The sequence below is a fragment of the Moorena sp. SIO3E8 genome, assembly GCF_010692445.1.
Classification (GTDB): domain Bacteria; phylum Cyanobacteriota; class Cyanobacteriia; order Cyanobacteriales; family Coleofasciculaceae; genus Moorena; species Moorena bouillonii.
Genome location: NZ_JAAHHM010000038.1, coordinates 44,233 through 59,954, shown reverse-complemented (window position 1 = coordinate 59,954; position 15,722 = coordinate 44,233). Strand labels below are relative to the sequence as shown.

Sequence of the window (15,722 nt, the reverse complement as noted above, 5' to 3'; positions counted from 1 at the left end):
TTGCTCGCTTTAGCTCTCTAGGGTCTCGATTGCTAGCTATAAATTCTTCCAGAGTCATGAGAACATGGTGGTAAATTTATATTCCATGATATCTCATTTTTCTTCAAAATCATTTAGGATTGGTATAGTCCGATCTTTACCTATAACGGCCTCAAGCTTAGCGGCGCGAGCACCACCTGTCGGGAAAAAGCGAACTATTAGCGATCGCATCTGCTAGAGCGCCCTAGTTAGGAAGAAATGGGATGATGCAGCTAAGGTGCATCCACACCATAATCTTAAGATGCGTTTGCCCTGTGGATATGGCTCTTGCTAAAATAGGGTCGCTCAATTCTAATTGGTCAGTTACACTAATCATTTTTTGCTTGATATCGGGAAATAATCCAGTACAACGGTTTATTTATAGCTAGAACTTTCTGAACTTGGATTCAATAATTCCCACAATCCAACAAACCCCACAAAAAACGTATAAATGCCATAGGTTATAGGATTTTTATCACAACTGTCAGCTTTAAAAGCAGCGATTACACCTTCAATGAAATGGGATATTAAAGCGATACTTCCTAGCCACAATACATAATAGAGGTTACTTGGTAGAGAGCTATGGGTTAACTGTAAATAAATATACCAAATTTCTAGACCTAAAGCGCAAGTAATTAAACTAGTAGATGTTATTTTAATTAGATAAAATAATTGCTTTTTCATGCTCAGATTATCCTGAAGTTAAACCCAGACTATAAACAAACTATTTTACCTATGTTACTATGATAGATAGCGTTTGTATCTGGGTGAACACAGGAATTGCCTTGCCCGTAGCGCTATATTCTCCCTATTGCCTGCTCCCTTTGCTATACTAAGAACGCCGTGGCACTAAGTTCAGCAAAACATCAGCAATAGCTTGGGAAATTGGTAAGCCAGGGCAAAGCTCAAGCCAGAAGAATTCTCCCACTGGATTGACCTCAAGAAATACATGGCGACCATCGGGAGTTAAAATAATATCAATCGCGCCATAGTTCAAGCCAAAGTAATCCATTAGCTTCAGCAACTTTTCTTCCAGATCTTGGGGCAACTGATAGGGCTGCCAAGCGTTTAGGGAATCAACGCCCCGTCGCCGCCAGTCATAACGAGCACCTGGAAACTGTTGAGAGTCTATCGAAGCAGTAAACACTTGCTTTCCGACAATTGTCGTTCGTAACTCTAGTGCCTTAGGGAGATGTTCCTGAAAGGTCATTGGACAGAACCTTAGTCCATCCAAGTTGTCCAAATCCTCCGGTTTGACCGGATTGGTAAACACTACCTGCTCCTCTCCCTGCTGATCATAGATGGCAAAGGATGAGAGCATTTTGGTAATTATGCCAGACTCACATTCTTTGGCAAATTCCACCACTGCTGCTGGATTATTGGTAGTCAGGTTAAGAGGAGTATCTATCCCGAGTTCCCGTGCTACTTTTAGCTGTAACTGCTTATTCTTAGCTTGCTCAATCACAGAGCCCCGATCCAAGTGGAAGCCATCGATACTGGCAATCATACCTTGGATGGTTACACGGGATTCTTGTACAGAGGCTTGCCGCATTTGCGGATCCATCGTGCTGGGAATTCTTGCCCCCATGGCAATGCGCCGATACCAAACTGCGGAGACCTCCTGCAAATCTAGCTTTTCTTCCTCAGACTTTAGGATTAATCTTTCTGTATTCTTACCGTCTTTATTCTTACCGTAGTAGACATCTAGTTGGACTTCCGTGGGAAATCGGTCAGTGTCAAATCGAAAGGCTTTCCCCCCTTTTTCTTCAATGGCTTTTACCACTAGGGGAATGCTTTCGTTGTCTTGGCTATGGGTAATAATTAAAACTGTCATTGTTAATAATAAAGGGAATAGGGAATAGGGAGTAGGGAGTCGGGAGTAGGGAGTAGGGAGTAGGGAGTAGGGAATAGGGAATAGGGAATAGGGAGTCGGGAGTCGGGAGAATAAAATTGTTAAGTATCGCTCCAAAAGTAAAAATCACAAATTTCCCAAGTTAATTATTCCTAATTAATACCCTACAATCAAAAAAACTAAATTAGTTATATATTGCAGTATTCAACATCTAAGTTATGATAGATTAAACTAGGTAATTCCAAACATAAATAAATCATGATTTATAGTAATTTTTTTTATTTTATAGCGTTGATAGCACTTATGATGTACAGTATTTTTTGACTATATATCCTTAATAAGGGGAGATATTATTGCCTTAAAAACATCTTTATTATTGCCTTTTGCCTCTTGCCTTTTGCCTTTTGCCTTTTGCCTTTTGCCTTTTGCCTCTTGCCTCTTGCCTCTTGCCTCTTGCCTCTTGCCTTTTGCCTTTTGCCTTAATTAGCAACGTCAGACAATAAGGCATCTGCGATCGCATCAGAAATGGGGTAACCCAAATCTCGCTCTAGCATGCCCCATTCGCCAGTGGGGTTAACTTCTAGGAAGACATACTCACCGTCTGGGGTGACAATCATATCAATAGCGCCATAGGTTAGTCCCAACCTTGCCATCAAAGCATTCAGGCCATGGGCAACCTCACTGGGCAATTGATCAGGTTCCCAAGGACAGTCTTCTGGTTTAGCAGAGCGCCAATCCATCGTTGTTGCAGAATATCGAGAAGCATCGAGAGCTCCTACATATAAATTTCCCGCCACGAATGCTATTCGCAACTCCCGCTGTTTAGGAATTTCCTCTTGGAATACCATCGGACTATAGCGCAACATTTCTGCCTCTTGGAGGTCTTCTTCTTTCACAACGCTGGTATATAGGAAAAAAGAAGAAGCTTCCATACCGTAAGAAAGAGGAGTAAGCAACTTAGCCACCATCTTTCCTCCTACTTCTGCGAAGAAACCCCGCATCCGATCTGGATTATTCGTGACCAGAGTGCGGGGAACGAGCAGACCAACTTCATTAGCAATTCTGAGTTGACGTGGTTTGTTTTCTGCTTCTCGGATTCGTTCTAACTTATCTACCCAACGAGCATGGTTGAGATTATCTAAGAAACCATCAATGGTTGCTAATGATTCCCTAACGCAAGCGTCTTGGAATTGGGGAGCTAAATCTGGGCTGACTTGTGGATGCCAGAGTCGGCGCATCCATACCCCCTGCACGTCTTCGGTTTTAATGGAGTTTCCATTATAGTCTAACTGGTAACTAAGTCCTTCGCTAGTGATCCCGGCTGCTAGTTGCACCTTACTGGGAAATTGATCGGTATCAAAGCGAAAGGGTTTAGCGCCTCGTTTTGATAGGGCTTCGGCGACTCTATCAATAGTGAAATAATCACCACTGTGAGTGATCAAGACAATTATATCACGAGATCGGTTCATATACCTAAATGATAACGAATAAATAACGGTTAAATAGATAACACTCAGCCCAAAGCTAATCGCTGAGGGCTGATCGCGGGTTTTAAAAGCTCAGTTGACGCAAAGGGAGAAATAGTATCGGTAATTATTTCAACTACCCCTGCCTGATCGAGTACTCTCATCGAGTACACCTGGTGTTGGCAAAGGGATTGTGTCTACAGTCCACCTCCAATCTAAGTTCCGAGATAGGCTAGCCTTTGGCAATCCCCTCAGTCTAGAGTTTTGGTTTCATCCTGGGACACATCAGGGACGGTTGAAAGTCGCCCCGTCCTCTCAAAGTCTTGCCTCAAGAGGAGCGTTCTCAGTGCGATATTCTTGGCTCCGACTAAATCAGCATGTAGTTTGTATCCACAAGCCATGCAATCAAAATCTAATCCATTATTGGGTCGATTGGCTTTACTGGTGTGACCACAACGGGGACATGACTGGGAAGTAAAATCAGCATCAACTCTAATCGCTAAAGCGCCACCCAAAACGGCTTTATAGTCAATGAAGTAATGTAACTTAGTAAACTCCCAAATCCTTTTATTTATATGGGGTTTACTAAGTTTTCTAGATGGTTCATGGCCTAGTTGTATTAGCTTAATTTGATCAGGATTATGGGTAATATTTTCTAGACCAATCAATGAGCCAAAAATCACGACACGTTTGGCAATACAGTGATTAATATCAGCGTTAAACCGTCTCTCTCGTTTTGACAAGACTATCAACCGTCTGGTAGCCGAACGAGTGCCTTTTCGCTGTAGAGTTTGTTTCGTTTTATAGTAACGATTAGCTCTATGAATCACTGACTTGCCAGAAAAGAAACCAGCTGTTTTATTCGTATCAAAGGTTACGGCTAGATAGCGCTGACCTACATCCACACCAACAACACGTTTAATCGCTTCAGGTTTAAGTTCGGGTAGCTCCAACTCTAAGCTTACTAGTAAATAGTAAGTCTTGGTTTTTTCAGCATAGCAAATTATTGCTGCACCTATTTTGGCTATACCTGAATGAATCAATTCTAAGTGTTTTTGATATCCGGAGTAGTCAACTTTTATCCGACCTTCTAAGGTAACTAGGCTAGCTTTACCTTTAACAAACGAGTAGTCACGCTTGTAACTAAACGTACAAGTTCGAGCTATGAATTTAGGAGGGGTATCTAACCCTTTCGCTTGTTGGTAATGCCAGATTTTAAGTGAGTAGCATTACGCTCTACTTTCATCCAGATATTTTTATAGATTGCAGCTACCTGTCGAGGTACATTACATGCCATTTGGGCTGGTAACCTAAAGCGTTCTCGAATGTCGTAGTAAACCTGCTTTTGTAACTTAGCCGCATAGGAAATTTTGCCGTTTTCAAAGGCCAATTTCGATGTATAGTTTAAGGCATCACGATAGGCTAAAGTAACTGCACGAAGCTTTTCTTTTTGCTCCGGTGTGCAGTTCAACTTCAGCTTTGCTGTAATTACCTGCTGCATCGAATTCTTGACCTTTATTAATTGTGTTATAGCAGTTATAAATAACGCTATAGTCAACCAGACACGATATTACTTCTGGTGAACATCTTCCTCATCAGAGGGGAACTTCAGGGTCACAATTGGACCACCGCCACCATCTTCTTGATCCGATGGGAACTTCTCAGTCATGATTGGACCACCGCCACCCTCTTCGTGATCTGAGGGATACTTCTTAGTCATGACTGGACCACCACCACCCTCTTCGTGATCTGAGGGGTACTTCCGAGTAAAGCATCCGACACTATCTTCCCAATCAGAGGGGTACTTCCGTGTCATCGCAAAACCGCGACCGCCTCTAACATCATCCATTTCTTCTTCAGATAGCTCTTCGCACCATTGCCCTTCTAGGTAGCGGGCAAAAAAGGGAACTGCTTGGGAATTTTCTTCTGGTTTGTCCATATTAGACATGGCTTTAAACTCCTAGTGGATAAATAAGATGTGGGGAAATAGGAGATAGGATGTGGCTAAGTATGAGTATATCCATGAATAGACCCATGAATAGACACAACTATTTTCCTATAAATCTATTAAAAGCCATGCCTCCCTAGCTGTAACGCCAAATTGGCGAAAATTTTTAATTGAAACCTAAAATAAATAAGTTAGGATCTGGGTAGATTCTTCCCCATTTTCCAGATATCCCCGGTCTGAAAATATTACACGGATTGCTATATATCTTCTTGATCAGATGGGTACTTTTGAGTCTCAACTATTATATCATCTCGAAACTTAAAGGTTACCCCCGACCAATCTTCCCGATCAGATGGGTACTTTCTGGTAAGACTGCGAATAGGCAATATAGTACCACCTTTGACAGTTTCCATTTCTTCTTTAGATAAGTCTTCAATAAATTGTCCCTCCAAGTAGCGGGCAAAAAAGGGAACTGCTTGGGAATTTTCTTCTGGATTGTTCAGGTCTGACATTGAAAAAATACTCCTAGGTAATTGATTGAACTTACTTGCTAGTTAAACTAGCCCTTAGCAAAGGTATTAGGGAGTAGTAAGTAGGTAGTAGAGAATAAAAATCCTAAAATTTTCTACCTAAAGTGATATTACATGATAAAAATAACCACTTAACTAAACCCTTAACACTTGATAGTTTCCAAGTATTACGTAGTATATTAGCAACAAAAATTTATTCTACCCTTAATAATTAAAACAAAATAGGACATAAAAATAACAATTATGTCTCATAGCCCTAGAAATCTCTGTGTAGTCCTACTTTGAACCATTGGTATTTTTTTTAGTAATGGGTAATGGTACGAGAGTAATCACAATTACCATTACCATTACCCAAGCCTGAAAATACCGATGCTATCTGGATATCAAAGAAATAAAGACGATTCTGAGCCCATCTCCGGATATCTCCATCTTGTTAATGTGGTGGACACAGGAAATTCTTGAGTTCTTCAGGAATTTCTTCAAAATGCTCCAGAAGGAAATCCATTATGGCCAGATGGTACAAATCAATTGCCATCGGAGAGCGATAGTTGTGACCTCTGGCAAACCAGCGCTGTACTGTGCCTTCGCTACGGGAGCAAATACAGGCGATGACCTCGTAAGTCACTAACCATTTTCGATAAAACTGTTGTGGTGTCATCCCCAATTTGCAGTTACTGTAGCGCTGGATTAAGGCTTGGTCTTTTTCGGTTAGAGGACGGGGCTTTTTCATAAAGCTTCCTCTACTGCTAGAGTTTCTAAGTCTTGTTCACAGGCTAGTACGGTGATGGCTGGTGAACTCCAAAAGTATAGCGCTAGCCGCAAAATGAGATGGCAAATCCGCCACTGACAGCTTGTGGCAAACAGCTTGGCAAACAGCGTCGAAGCCTGTTCCACCGTTTGTTGGTAGGGGTGAGCCTCACCATCAGGGTGAAATGGTTTTAGCATAGGATGTATCTCCTTGTGTTAATGGAGGAGCCAGAAGCCAGCGTTTGCCATGGAAACTTTGCGCTGGCTTCTTTCTATCTCCTTATCTCCTTACTTTCATAATAACATAAAACACTAAAATAATACAAAAACGTTAAAAAACTTAAAAAACTAATTTGGGAGGAAGGTAGATTGCTTTGCGACCATTCAAAATTATCAATTCAAAATTCAAAAATACCCCTGAAATTAATTCAGGGGCTTGTATCCGTTGTCAACAATTAAAAATTATAAGGCTATACCTGTTTGAATTTTTAAGTTGGGATTTTGAATTAAATTTTGAATTAAAAAAAATAACCTTTCCCTTAATTAACAGACCATGGATCACTAATCTCAGAATTAACAGACCATGGATCACTAATCTCAGGTATTTCCATAGCTTGTCGTCTGTGTTGCTGCTGTTGAATCCGATCAAGAGTACCAGTGGGAATAGAAGCAATCAGCTGACGAGTATAATCCTGCTGCGGTTCTCGATAAATATTGTCAGCGGGACCAATTTCTTCAATTTTGCCCTGGTTCATTACCATAATGCGATCGCTCATAAACTTGACTACACTCAAGTCATGGGAAATGAAGATATAGGTTAAGCCGAAATCCTCCTGCAATTGTTTGAGCAAATTCAGAACCTGTGCCTGTACAGAAACATCTAGAGCAGAAACGGATTCATCACAAATGATAAACTTAGGATTAAGAGCGAGTGCCCTAGCAATACATACCCGCTGGCGCTGACCTCCAGAAAATTCGTGAGGATAGCGATTCATCCAGTCAGGATTTAAATCTACTCGCTCCAACAACTCAGCCACGCGATCGCGTTTTTCCTTACTATTACCCCCAACATCATGAATCAATAGGGGTTCCATCACTGCTTCCCCAATCTTTAGTCGTGGATCGAGGGAACTAAAGGGATTCTGAAACACAATTTGCATTTCACGGCGTAATTGCCGCAAACCCATACCCTTGATGGTGGTAATCTCTTTACCATCAAAGTTTACTTCTCCACCCATGGGTTCAATCAAGCGCAGCAATGTTCGTGCTAAGGTAGATTTGCCACAACCGGATTCTCCCACTAAGCCCAAGGTTTCACTGGGATAAACATCAAAGGATACTCCATTGACTGCCATCATATAGCGTTTCGTCCCGCCAAATACGCCTCGAATCGGAAAGCCTACCTGTAAGTTACGAACCGAAACTAATGGTGGTGTAGTTGTTTGGTTGAAGGTTGAAGGTTGTTTGGTTGAAGGTTGGGAGGTTGAAGGTTGGGAGGTTGAAGGTTGGAAGCTTGAAGGTTGGAAGCTTGAAGGTTGTTCGCCTTTAGCGTTCCCGTAGGGTAGGTTATCTGACGAAGTTTGAAGCTGGAACCGGTCAACATTCAACCCTTTTGATTTTTCTCGGATCACCTGTTCTCCACTAGGAGTAGTTACCACCTCCATGAAGTCAGAAACAGTCGGTAGGTATGTTATAGTTTGGTCGAGAGTTGGGCGACAGGCTAATAATCCCTTGGTGTAGGGATGGTTTGGTTCAGAGAAAATTTTCCAGACATCACCCCTTTCCACAATTTTGCCTTGGTACATCACCGCTACGCTGTCAGCAATTTCCGCAATCACGCCTAAGTCGTGGGTAATAAAAATCATGGACATCCCTCGGGTATCCCGTAACTCCCTCAGCAAATCCAGAATGGTTGCCTGTACGGTAACATCGAGAGCAGTAGTGGGTTCATCAGCAATCAACACATCAGGGTTACAAGAAATTGCGATCGCAATCATGACCCGCTGCAATTGACCACCAGACAGTTCATGGGGATAGCGCTTTAAAATTTCCCGTTTTTGCTGGTTAATGTGGCGATTAATTAGCCGTTCCCCCGGTATAGCTTGACCAGGGTTCTCCCGACGGAATTCCTCTAGAAAAGTCTCCCTCAATTGTTGGTCGCTAGGGAGTAGCTTCACCTCTTGAAGACGAGCCATGGCTTGACGCCTTGCTTCTTTTAGGGAAACATCCTGGTGTTGCAGAATCGCTTCTGTCAGTTGAAACCCACAGGTATACACTGGGTTAAGGGAGGTCATCGGTTCTTGGAAAATCATTGAGATTTGACCACCCCGGTAGGACTGTTTTTGATCAGGACTCACCCCTAGTAAATCCACCCCTTTTTCCCGAGTTGAGGGTCGGAAATAAATCTCGCCATTGGTAACCTTACCAGGATAGGGGATCAAACCCATTATGGCCAAAGACGTGACTGATTTCCCAGAGCCTGACTCCCCCACAATCCCTAGGGTTTGTCCTCGACGCAGTTGAAAGTCAATGCTGTCAACGGCTGTGACCTGTTTTACATCGGTTTGGAATTGGACTTTCAGATTACGGACGTCAAGAACATTGTCAGTCATGGCATTCAAGAGGATTAAGTTAGCAGACTTAACTTAAATCATACAAAACTTGACTCTAGGGTTTACTCCCTACGTCAGCTATCAGCTGTTTTCTATCTTCAATCAGATCGATCTGGCTGCTACCTGGGAAGTAAGTATTCAGCTTATGTCCATAGCGCACGGTATTTGAGGTGCTTTTGAATAAAAGAGGTTTGTCAAGGATTTGTTGATAATTTTTAATCAAAGCCCCAAGGTCTTGCTGTGATTGCTATTTGGTAATTTGCCTTTCTATACCAGAGGGAAAATTAACCTTTGATCGTTGTCTGTAAAAGTTGGCGATATGCTCTGCTGGGCTGTATGCGATCGCTAACTAGATAACGCCCTTCCTAAAATTATAAAAGTCTCAAACGTTATAATTAGCAAACCATTAAATATTTGATCATGATTTATCACTAGATTGGTGATAAGTTTTTATGATATATTTGGAAATGCTATATTGACATACTCCCGGCGCTGAATCAGAGATTACAGCGCGGGATTCTCACAAACAGTGATTCTTGACTCAGCGACACCACTTACTGTTTCAGGTTGCCCATCTACAGCAGAGGTGGTAGTCTCCTCAAGCGTTCCCGAATACTCGGAGGTTCCTGAATGCCCTTCAGTACCTGTATTCCACTCAATGCCTAGAATCTTCATGCCCTTCTTTAAAATGTTTAATGCTGCATTTGTATCACGGCAAATTTCTGTCTGGCATTTAGGACATTGATGAGTTCTAGTGCTGAGAGATTTCTTCACTCGATGACCACAATGTGAACAATCTTGAGATGTATAATTCGGTGCAACAGCAATCACTGTTTTATCCCAAACTTTCCCAAAATAGTCTAACCATTGAGTGAATTGATACCACGAAGCATCAGAAATTGACTTAGCCAAGTGATGATTTCTGACCATGTTTTGTATCTTGAGGTCTTCATAGACAACCACATCGTTAGAGTGGACTACGCACCGAGCTAACTTCACTGCCCAGTCTTTACGCTGCCTTTGAACCTTCAAATGTGCTTTACCCAGTCTAATTCTGGCTTTGTGGTAGTTGTTTGATTGAGGCTTCTTGCCTTTGACAAACTTTCTTGACAGCCGCCGCTGTAGTTTCTTAATCCGCTTCTCAGCTTGTCTTAAATACTTGGGATAGATGGCAGAATTGTCATTTTGGTCTTTGTAGAAATACTTCAACCCTAAGTCAATACCGACAACATTTCCAGTATAGTTTCCCGCTTCAAAGCGACTGGCATCAAAGCAGAATTGAGCATAATATCCATCAGCCCGTCTAACCACTCGTACCCGGTTAATTTTAAGTCTGAATAAGTCCTCTCTGGTTTGATGATTACAGAATAGAGAAAACCGACCCGCTTTAAATCCATCAGTGAAATTAATGGTTAAACAGTCCTCTGAAAGTTTCCAGCCAGAGGTTTTATACTCAACTGAACGAGAATACTTTTTGAACTGAGGATAACCTTTGTTTTTGGCTCCTTCACGACAACGACGATAGAAGCTAGATATTGAATTCCAAGCCCTTTCTCCTGAAGCTTGACGAGCCATTGAGTTAAGCTTTTTAGCAAAAGGGAATTGTTGGGCTAACTCTTTGCATAAACGAGAGATACGAGATTTGTCCACATCTGGCTCGTCTAGCCATAGTCTAACTGCCTTATTCCTAATGAACTGTGCAGTCCTTATAGCTGAGTCAAGTCTTGCATATTGAGACTGAGAACCGTTTAATAATTTAGCTTCGCGTACAATCATGATAAAATTTTATCATAAACAAACCCTGATAAACATAGATACTGCATTCTTTTTTATTGGTCGGAATTCATCTCACCGCCAAATCAGAGATTATGGCGGGAGATGAATTCCGAGATTTAAGGTAAATGTGGCGTAGGGTAGGTTAGGAAGCCGCTCACCCTGATTTTATTAGTAGCCAGTGTTGGCACATTCTGTCCGGGAATGAAATGGGCAAGATGCCCGTTCCACCAAGATGCCCGTTCCACCAAGATGCCCATTCCACCCACCAGCTCAAACAGCTTTTAGGAGATGCACCCCTTTCGGATTTATTTACAGTAATAATCTCTAGTTCCTTTAGCATCCAGGGAGTCTCCCAGGCGATTCAAAGCATGAACATAAGCAGCTGTGCGCATGGAAACTGCTAGTTCCTGAGAAAGTGACCAAATTGTTTCAGTTTCTTCCACCATTTTTTCTTTCAGACGCTGATGGACTTCATCGAGCTTCCAATAGTGTCCACTCCGGTTTTGTAACCATTCAAAATAGCTAACGGTGACACCTCCAGCATTAACCAAAATGTCAGGAAAAACATAGATGCCTTTTTCTTCCAAACGATTGTCAGCTGTCGAGGTTACTGGTCCATTCGCTACTTCAAAGATATAGTTTGCTCTGATATTATCAACGTTTTCTTCAGTGATTTGATTTTCCAAAGCAGCAGGAATCAAGACATCCACATCTAAGGCTAAAAGGTCTTGATTAGTAATGACTTCATGCTCAACAATATTGCAAACGCTACCTTTACAGTAAACGGCTTTAATGCCTTGACTCGATGTTTTATATTGGCGAATACTGGGAATATCTAAGCCTTTTTTGGCATAAATACCCCCTTGAGAATCACTGACAGCCACAACTTTATAGCCTGCTTTAGCTAACAGTTGCGCTATGACAGCACCAGCATTACCAAATCCTTGCACGGCTACGGTGGTATTTTGAGGCAGCTGGTCAAATTTAGGCAAAATGGATTCAATCACAAAAAACGCGCCAGTAGCGGTAGCGGTATCGCGACCAACACTCCCTCCCAAGGCCAAGGGTTTACCTGTGACGACCCCTGGACTGATTTGACGGCGAATGACGCTGTATTGATCCATCATCCAACCCATAATCATGGAGTTGGTGTAAACGTCGGGAGCGAGAATATCAATATCAGGCCCAATGAAATCTGCGATCGCATCGATGTAACCACGACTTAAGCGTTCCAACTCCAGCTTCGATAAGGCTTTAGGATTTAGAGTAATTCCCCCTTTGCCACCCCCGAAGGGCAAATTTAAGGTAGCACATTTAAAGGTCATCCAAAAGGCTAAGGATTGGACTTCATCTAAACAAACATTGGGATGATAGCGCACTCCCCCTTTTGCTGGTCCCCTGGTGGTGTCATAGCGAACCCGATAGCCCTGAAACATCTGTAACGAGCCATCATCCATGCGGACTGGGATGGAAACGCTCAAACTAGATTTGGGATATTTTAAGCGTGCGATCGCATCCTCCGAAATTGACACATATTTCAGTGATTTATGCAATCGTTTACTGGCATCAGCAAATAATGACTCAGACATGGCCTTATTTCTCCAGCTAACAAAATTTACCATTTACCCAGTCCTGGTTATTTAATTTAATCACAGAAAAACTGTATATTTTGTTACATTATGCTAAGCTTGACTGGTTTATAGTAAACCTCTTGCCAAAGTCACGACGCTCATGATTGCACTCCTCGCCGCCCTCTCAGCTTCCGCTGCGGCAGGAATGAGAATTGCCCTGCCCCTGTTGGTGATTGGTTTGCTCCACAGTGACCAACTCTGGTCGAAGGTACCGTTACTCTCACAGATTCATCCCCCAGTCTTGCTGACTATCTTGACAATTTGGTCATTGGTGGAGCTATTTGCCTCCAAAAATCTATTAGGACAGCGAGTCTTACAAATAGTTCAGCTAGTCTTGAGTCCTCTAGTGGGAGCAATTCTTGGTATTGCTGTAACTCAGTTTGCCGAAGAACTAACGGGATTTGTCTGGGTAGTCGGTATTGTCGGCGGCTTATTAGCCTTCGTACTCCAGTTAGTTCAAGTAGGATGGTTCTACCGTTTGCGTGGCTTGCCTCTGTGGGTAGTTTTTCTTCAGGATTTTCTGTGCGTAGTTTTGATAATTTTGGCTTTTGATGCTCCTGAACAAGGAGGATTAATCGCTTTACTGCTACTGTGGTTAGCGATTCGCAGTGCTAAGCATTGGTATCGTTGGTATTTTCGAGGTAAGCGTTCCCGTATGAGTGATCAAAGCCATGACCAGAATCCTGACTGACGCGGATAACTTTTAGGCGAGAATTCCTGCGCTATATTCGTGGTTGGTGAGGGTCTCTTGGCAGAGCCGTTTTTAGGTCTTTTGGATATCGTTCAGGATTACCCATGATCTTGAGCTTTGGCAGCCTGTAGAACTTTTAACATTGTATCCGCTGCCTCAACCGCATCATAAGGCGACCACACTGGGTAAGACTGGTCAGGTTTAATTAAATCCGTTTCTTGTTGGGCTAGTTCCGAAATCAGAATCTGTATGATATGGAACTTGTCTGAGCGACTCAGTTCTCTCAAGGTCGAGATTAGTTCTGATGAAACCATAAAACACTCCGGTCAAGTCGAGCGTACCTTTCTATTCTAATAGTCCTCGTCCGCTGCCATGAAGTTTTATTTGCTGGACTTCAGTATCTATTAAGGCTTAAATTTCTTTAACTTTATAAGTCCAGATTTCTAAAGAAGTCTTGAGGTTAGTATTAGGATCAGGATAATATTACTCTCCACGCTCTATTAATTACCATTGACCCAAGTAGAAGGATTGATTTACCTGGTTCTACTTCAACTACTACTGTATTTATTATTATTGATGAAATTGCCTGCTTCTAATATTCGTTTTTTACTTCATCATTCTCCATGACATCATAAAAGCGCTCCTTTCTATAGACATTTTGTACACGAAGTTTCACAAAGATACCACGAATAACTTTTTATCACCCTCTGCTGCAAAAGCAAGACAGGCTTTGATATCTTCGGAGGTTAGTTCAGAAAAATCTTCTAGAATTTCTGCTTCTGTCATTCCCCCGGCCAGATATTATAAAATGTCGTAGACGGTAATGCGCATGCCTCTTATGCAGGGTTTACCACTGCGTTTACCCGGCTCGATGGTGATGATGTTGCGATAGTCCATAGTTTGTTATTTTTGTGTTATTTAACTCAATCTCAAAAGAAGTCCCACAGGTCCGGTACTGATAGCTGATAGCACCTCAAGTAGCATCTCAAGTAGCGCATATGCTTACACCTTTTTTTACAACAAAAAGCTATGAAACCGCAATTCTAAACCCAGCATGTTGGTAGAAGTAGGGACGGAACCAGTTACGATAGAATGTAGATGCTTCTGTTCCAGTAGTCACCCAAGCACCACCAAGCATCATGTTATGTTGGGTATCAAAGAAGGGAGCAGAATAATCTTCATAGAGCCGATGGGGTTTGAATCCTGCTAGCGGCTTGAAGTCATCACTCAGCCACTCCCATACATTCCCCCGCAAGTCATAGAGTCCAGCAGGACTTTTAGCAGTTTCTAACATACCCACTGGACTAGGTGAGCCAAACTTGAGATTTAGATTGTAATCCTGTATCGCAAAGGGGTCTTGCTGGAAATTTGTGCTACTTTCATCCCTGCCAGCAGTGGCAAGATTCCACTCCGCTTCACTCATCAAACGAATCCCTTTACCCTTCCAACGACAGTAAGCCATGGCTTCATGGTGATTCACTTCAACGGGCCAATCGAGAGGAAGGTCAATCTCGTCAAACATGGCTCGATACTTGTAGCCACTATTAGTAGGTATCCAGAATTTAGGGTGCTTGATATTATAGGTTGTCTTCCACATCCAGGATTCTTTATCCCAGTAATCTGGATTATCGTAGCCATTATCATTCACAAACTCCAGAAATTCTCCGTTGGTAATCAGATACTCACTGGCTAAAAACGGTTTAACCTCCACCGAACGATTGCCATATTCACTATCCCAGCCATAGGTAGGATAATCTTCTGGTTTACCAAGTTCTACCGAACCCCCAGAAACTTGGAGCATTTCATTCTTGGAAACCTTGCCATTAGAAACAGCATAATTCCAGCTGTCAGGACGTTCAAGCCGCTCTACAGGCAGTTGTCGGATCAGCATCGAAGAGGTTTCAAAGTGGGTGCGACTGTGTTCAATTCCCATCATCAGCGCCCAAAGAGGATGATTTTGATGAATTGGCAGATTCAGAGGAGTCTTTTCGATAGTTTCTATAATCACCCCATACACTTGATCTCGATAGCGCCAAACCTCTTCCACTTTCGGCCAGTGGATATCTTTGGTTGCTTGATCGAGTTCTTCAGGAGTTTCCGGGTCCACACCAATCTCAAACAGGATTTCATAGTTAGGATTAATGGGTTTATCCAATAACCCAACCTTAAGGAATTTATTGATGTAGAAGACAGCGGAGTGACCCAAATAGAAAATCAGACGGTTTCTTAATGGATCGGGACTGATATAGAATGTTTCTTCCCCAACCAGACTTTTCATCAGAACATTTTCGAGTTCCCATGAATTTTTAAAGTAATTGAGAATAGATTCGCGACTACAGGTGTCAAGGCGAGGGAATTGAGTAGATTGGAGAGTATCCATGGTTTGAGTGCCAAATACTATTCTTAAACTTAGGGGTGTGTATATTCAGCGCTCAGCGGTCAGCGGTCAGC

16 protein-coding genes and 1 pseudogene are annotated in these 15,722 nt (G+C 42.4%); 1 reads left to right on the top strand and 16 read right to left on the bottom strand.

Going from position 1 to position 15,722, the window contains the following annotated elements; genetic code table 11:
- Positions 1-393: 393 nt before the first annotated feature.
- The 13 genes from F6K46_RS17935 to F6K46_RS17875 all read right to left on the bottom strand — a co-directional run bounded on the left by F6K46_RS17935 (position 394) and on the right by F6K46_RS17875 (position 12,538).
- Entirely contained in the window at positions 394-702 is a 309-nt protein-coding gene (locus F6K46_RS17935; protein WP_293059289.1) for a hypothetical protein, read from the bottom strand.
- 148 nt (positions 703-850) lie between these two features.
- Positions 851-1,987, bottom strand: a complete 1,137-nt coding sequence (locus F6K46_RS17930; protein ID WP_293059286.1) for an MvdD family ATP-grasp ribosomal peptide maturase — start codon at positions 1,985-1,987, stop codon at positions 851-853.
- Between the two features lie 256 nt (positions 1,988-2,243).
- Positions 2,244-2,390 carry a hypothetical protein gene (locus F6K46_RS17925; RefSeq protein WP_293117198.1) on the bottom strand — a complete coding sequence of 49 codons (147 nt, stop codon included), beginning with the start codon at positions 2,388-2,390 and terminating at the stop codon, positions 2,244-2,246.
- Positions 2,350-3,339: an MvdC family ATP-grasp ribosomal peptide maturase gene (locus F6K46_RS17920; protein WP_293059283.1), complete on the bottom strand. Its 990-nt coding sequence runs from the start codon at positions 3,337-3,339 to the stop codon at positions 2,350-2,352. The genes F6K46_RS17925 and F6K46_RS17920 overlap by 41 nt, the downstream gene beginning before the upstream one ends.
- A gap of 248 nt (positions 3,340-3,587) precedes the next feature.
- Positions 3,588-4,502: a transposase gene (locus F6K46_RS17915; protein WP_293059315.1), complete on the bottom strand. Its 915-nt coding sequence runs from the start codon at positions 4,500-4,502 to the stop codon at positions 3,588-3,590.
- Positions 4,503-4,519: 17 nt separating this feature from the next.
- Positions 4,520-4,837 carry a hypothetical protein gene (locus F6K46_RS17910; protein ID WP_293059280.1) on the bottom strand — a complete coding sequence of 106 codons (318 nt, stop codon included), beginning with the start codon at positions 4,835-4,837 and terminating at the stop codon, positions 4,520-4,522.
- 69 nt (positions 4,838-4,906) lie between these two features.
- On the bottom strand, positions 4,907-5,284 hold the full coding sequence (locus tag F6K46_RS17905) for a microviridin/marinostatin family tricyclic proteinase inhibitor (RefSeq protein WP_293059277.1): 378 nt from the start codon (positions 5,282-5,284) through the stop codon (positions 4,907-4,909).
- A 257-nt stretch (positions 5,285-5,541) separates the two neighbouring features.
- Positions 5,542-5,796, bottom strand: a complete 255-nt coding sequence (locus F6K46_RS17900; protein ID WP_293059274.1) for a microviridin/marinostatin family tricyclic proteinase inhibitor — start codon at positions 5,794-5,796, stop codon at positions 5,542-5,544.
- Between the two features lie 451 nt (positions 5,797-6,247).
- Positions 6,248-6,544, bottom strand: a complete 297-nt coding sequence (locus F6K46_RS17895) for a helix-turn-helix domain-containing protein (protein WP_293059271.1) — start codon at positions 6,542-6,544, stop codon at positions 6,248-6,250.
- Complete coding sequence (locus F6K46_RS17890) at positions 6,541-6,759, bottom strand: hypothetical protein (protein ID WP_293059268.1); 219 nt, start codon at positions 6,757-6,759, stop codon at positions 6,541-6,543. Before F6K46_RS17890 ends, F6K46_RS17895 begins: the two co-directional genes overlap by 4 nt.
- A gap of 341 nt (positions 6,760-7,100) precedes the next feature.
- A complete protein-coding gene (locus F6K46_RS17885; protein WP_293059265.1) occupies positions 7,101-9,173 on the bottom strand; it encodes a dipeptide ABC transporter ATP-binding protein in 2,073 nt (690 codons plus the stop codon).
- A gap of 504 nt (positions 9,174-9,677) precedes the next feature.
- A complete protein-coding gene (locus F6K46_RS17880) occupies positions 9,678-10,949 on the bottom strand; it encodes a transposase (RefSeq protein ID WP_293023891.1) in 1,272 nt (423 codons plus the stop codon).
- A gap of 305 nt (positions 10,950-11,254) precedes the next feature.
- On the bottom strand, positions 11,255-12,538 hold the full coding sequence (locus tag F6K46_RS17875) for a Glu/Leu/Phe/Val dehydrogenase (protein ID WP_293023937.1): 1,284 nt from the start codon (positions 12,536-12,538) through the stop codon (positions 11,255-11,257).
- A 142-nt stretch (positions 12,539-12,680) separates the two neighbouring features.
- Here F6K46_RS17875 and F6K46_RS17870 point away from each other — a divergent pair, with 142 nt between their 5' ends.
- Positions 12,681-13,271: a DUF4126 domain-containing protein gene (locus F6K46_RS17870; protein WP_293059262.1), complete on the top strand. Its 591-nt coding sequence runs from the start codon at positions 12,681-12,683 to the stop codon at positions 13,269-13,271.
- A gap of 98 nt (positions 13,272-13,369) precedes the next feature.
- On the opposite strand, the gene F6K46_RS17865 is transcribed toward F6K46_RS17870, so the two are convergent.
- From F6K46_RS17865 to ovoA, 3 genes and pseudogenes are all read right to left on the bottom strand, one after another.
- On the bottom strand, positions 13,370-13,585 hold the full coding sequence (locus F6K46_RS17865) for a hypothetical protein (protein ID WP_293059259.1): 216 nt from the start codon (positions 13,583-13,585) through the stop codon (positions 13,370-13,372).
- Between the two features lie 358 nt (positions 13,586-13,943).
- Positions 13,944-14,168 (bottom strand): annotated as a pseudogene (locus tag F6K46_RS17860) (DUF433 domain-containing protein).
- Between the two features lie 130 nt (positions 14,169-14,298).
- Positions 14,299-15,651, bottom strand: a complete 1,353-nt coding sequence (ovoA, locus tag F6K46_RS17855; protein WP_293059256.1) for a 5-histidylcysteine sulfoxide synthase — start codon at positions 15,649-15,651, stop codon at positions 14,299-14,301.
- Between the last annotated feature and the right edge of the window lie 71 nt (positions 15,652-15,722).

What these genes read in the sequence shown, in the direction of transcription:
- F6K46_RS17935 (WP_293059289.1), bottom strand. Translation starts at nt 702, where the DNA reads ATGAAAAAGCAATTATTTTATCTAATTAAAATAACATCTACTAGTTTA.
- F6K46_RS17925 (WP_293117198.1), bottom strand. Translation starts at nt 2,390, where the DNA reads ATGCGATCGCAGATGCCTTATTGTCTGACGTTGCTAATTAAGGCAAAA.
- F6K46_RS17920 (WP_293059283.1), bottom strand. Translation starts at nt 3,339, where the DNA reads ATGAACCGATCTCGTGATATAATTGTCTTGATCACTCACAGTGGTGAT.
- F6K46_RS17910 (WP_293059280.1), bottom strand. Translation starts at nt 4,837, where the DNA reads ATGCAGCAGGTAATTACAGCAAAGCTGAAGTTGAACTGCACACCGGAG.
- F6K46_RS17905 (WP_293059277.1), bottom strand. Translation starts at nt 5,284, where the DNA reads ATGTCTAATATGGACAAACCAGAAGAAAATTCCCAAGCAGTTCCCTTT.
- F6K46_RS17900 (WP_293059274.1), bottom strand. Translation starts at nt 5,796, where the DNA reads ATGTCAGACCTGAACAATCCAGAAGAAAATTCCCAAGCAGTTCCCTTT.
- F6K46_RS17895 (WP_293059271.1), bottom strand. Translation starts at nt 6,544, where the DNA reads ATGAAAAAGCCCCGTCCTCTAACCGAAAAAGACCAAGCCTTAATCCAG.
- F6K46_RS17890 (WP_293059268.1), bottom strand. Translation starts at nt 6,759, where the DNA reads ATGCTAAAACCATTTCACCCTGATGGTGAGGCTCACCCCTACCAACAA.
- F6K46_RS17885 (WP_293059265.1), bottom strand. Translation starts at nt 9,173, where the DNA reads ATGACTGACAATGTTCTTGACGTCCGTAATCTGAAAGTCCAATTCCAA.
- F6K46_RS17880 (WP_293023891.1), bottom strand. Translation starts at nt 10,949, where the DNA reads ATGATTGTACGCGAAGCTAAATTATTAAACGGTTCTCAGTCTCAATAT.
- F6K46_RS17875 (WP_293023937.1), bottom strand. Translation starts at nt 12,538, where the DNA reads ATGTCTGAGTCATTATTTGCTGATGCCAGTAAACGATTGCATAAATCA.
- F6K46_RS17870 (WP_293059262.1), top strand. Translation starts at nt 12,681, where the DNA reads ATGATTGCACTCCTCGCCGCCCTCTCAGCTTCCGCTGCGGCAGGAATG.
- F6K46_RS17865 (WP_293059259.1), bottom strand. Translation starts at nt 13,585, where the DNA reads ATGGTTTCATCAGAACTAATCTCGACCTTGAGAGAACTGAGTCGCTCA.
- ovoA (WP_293059256.1), bottom strand. Translation starts at nt 15,651, where the DNA reads ATGGATACTCTCCAATCTACTCAATTCCCTCGCCTTGACACCTGTAGT.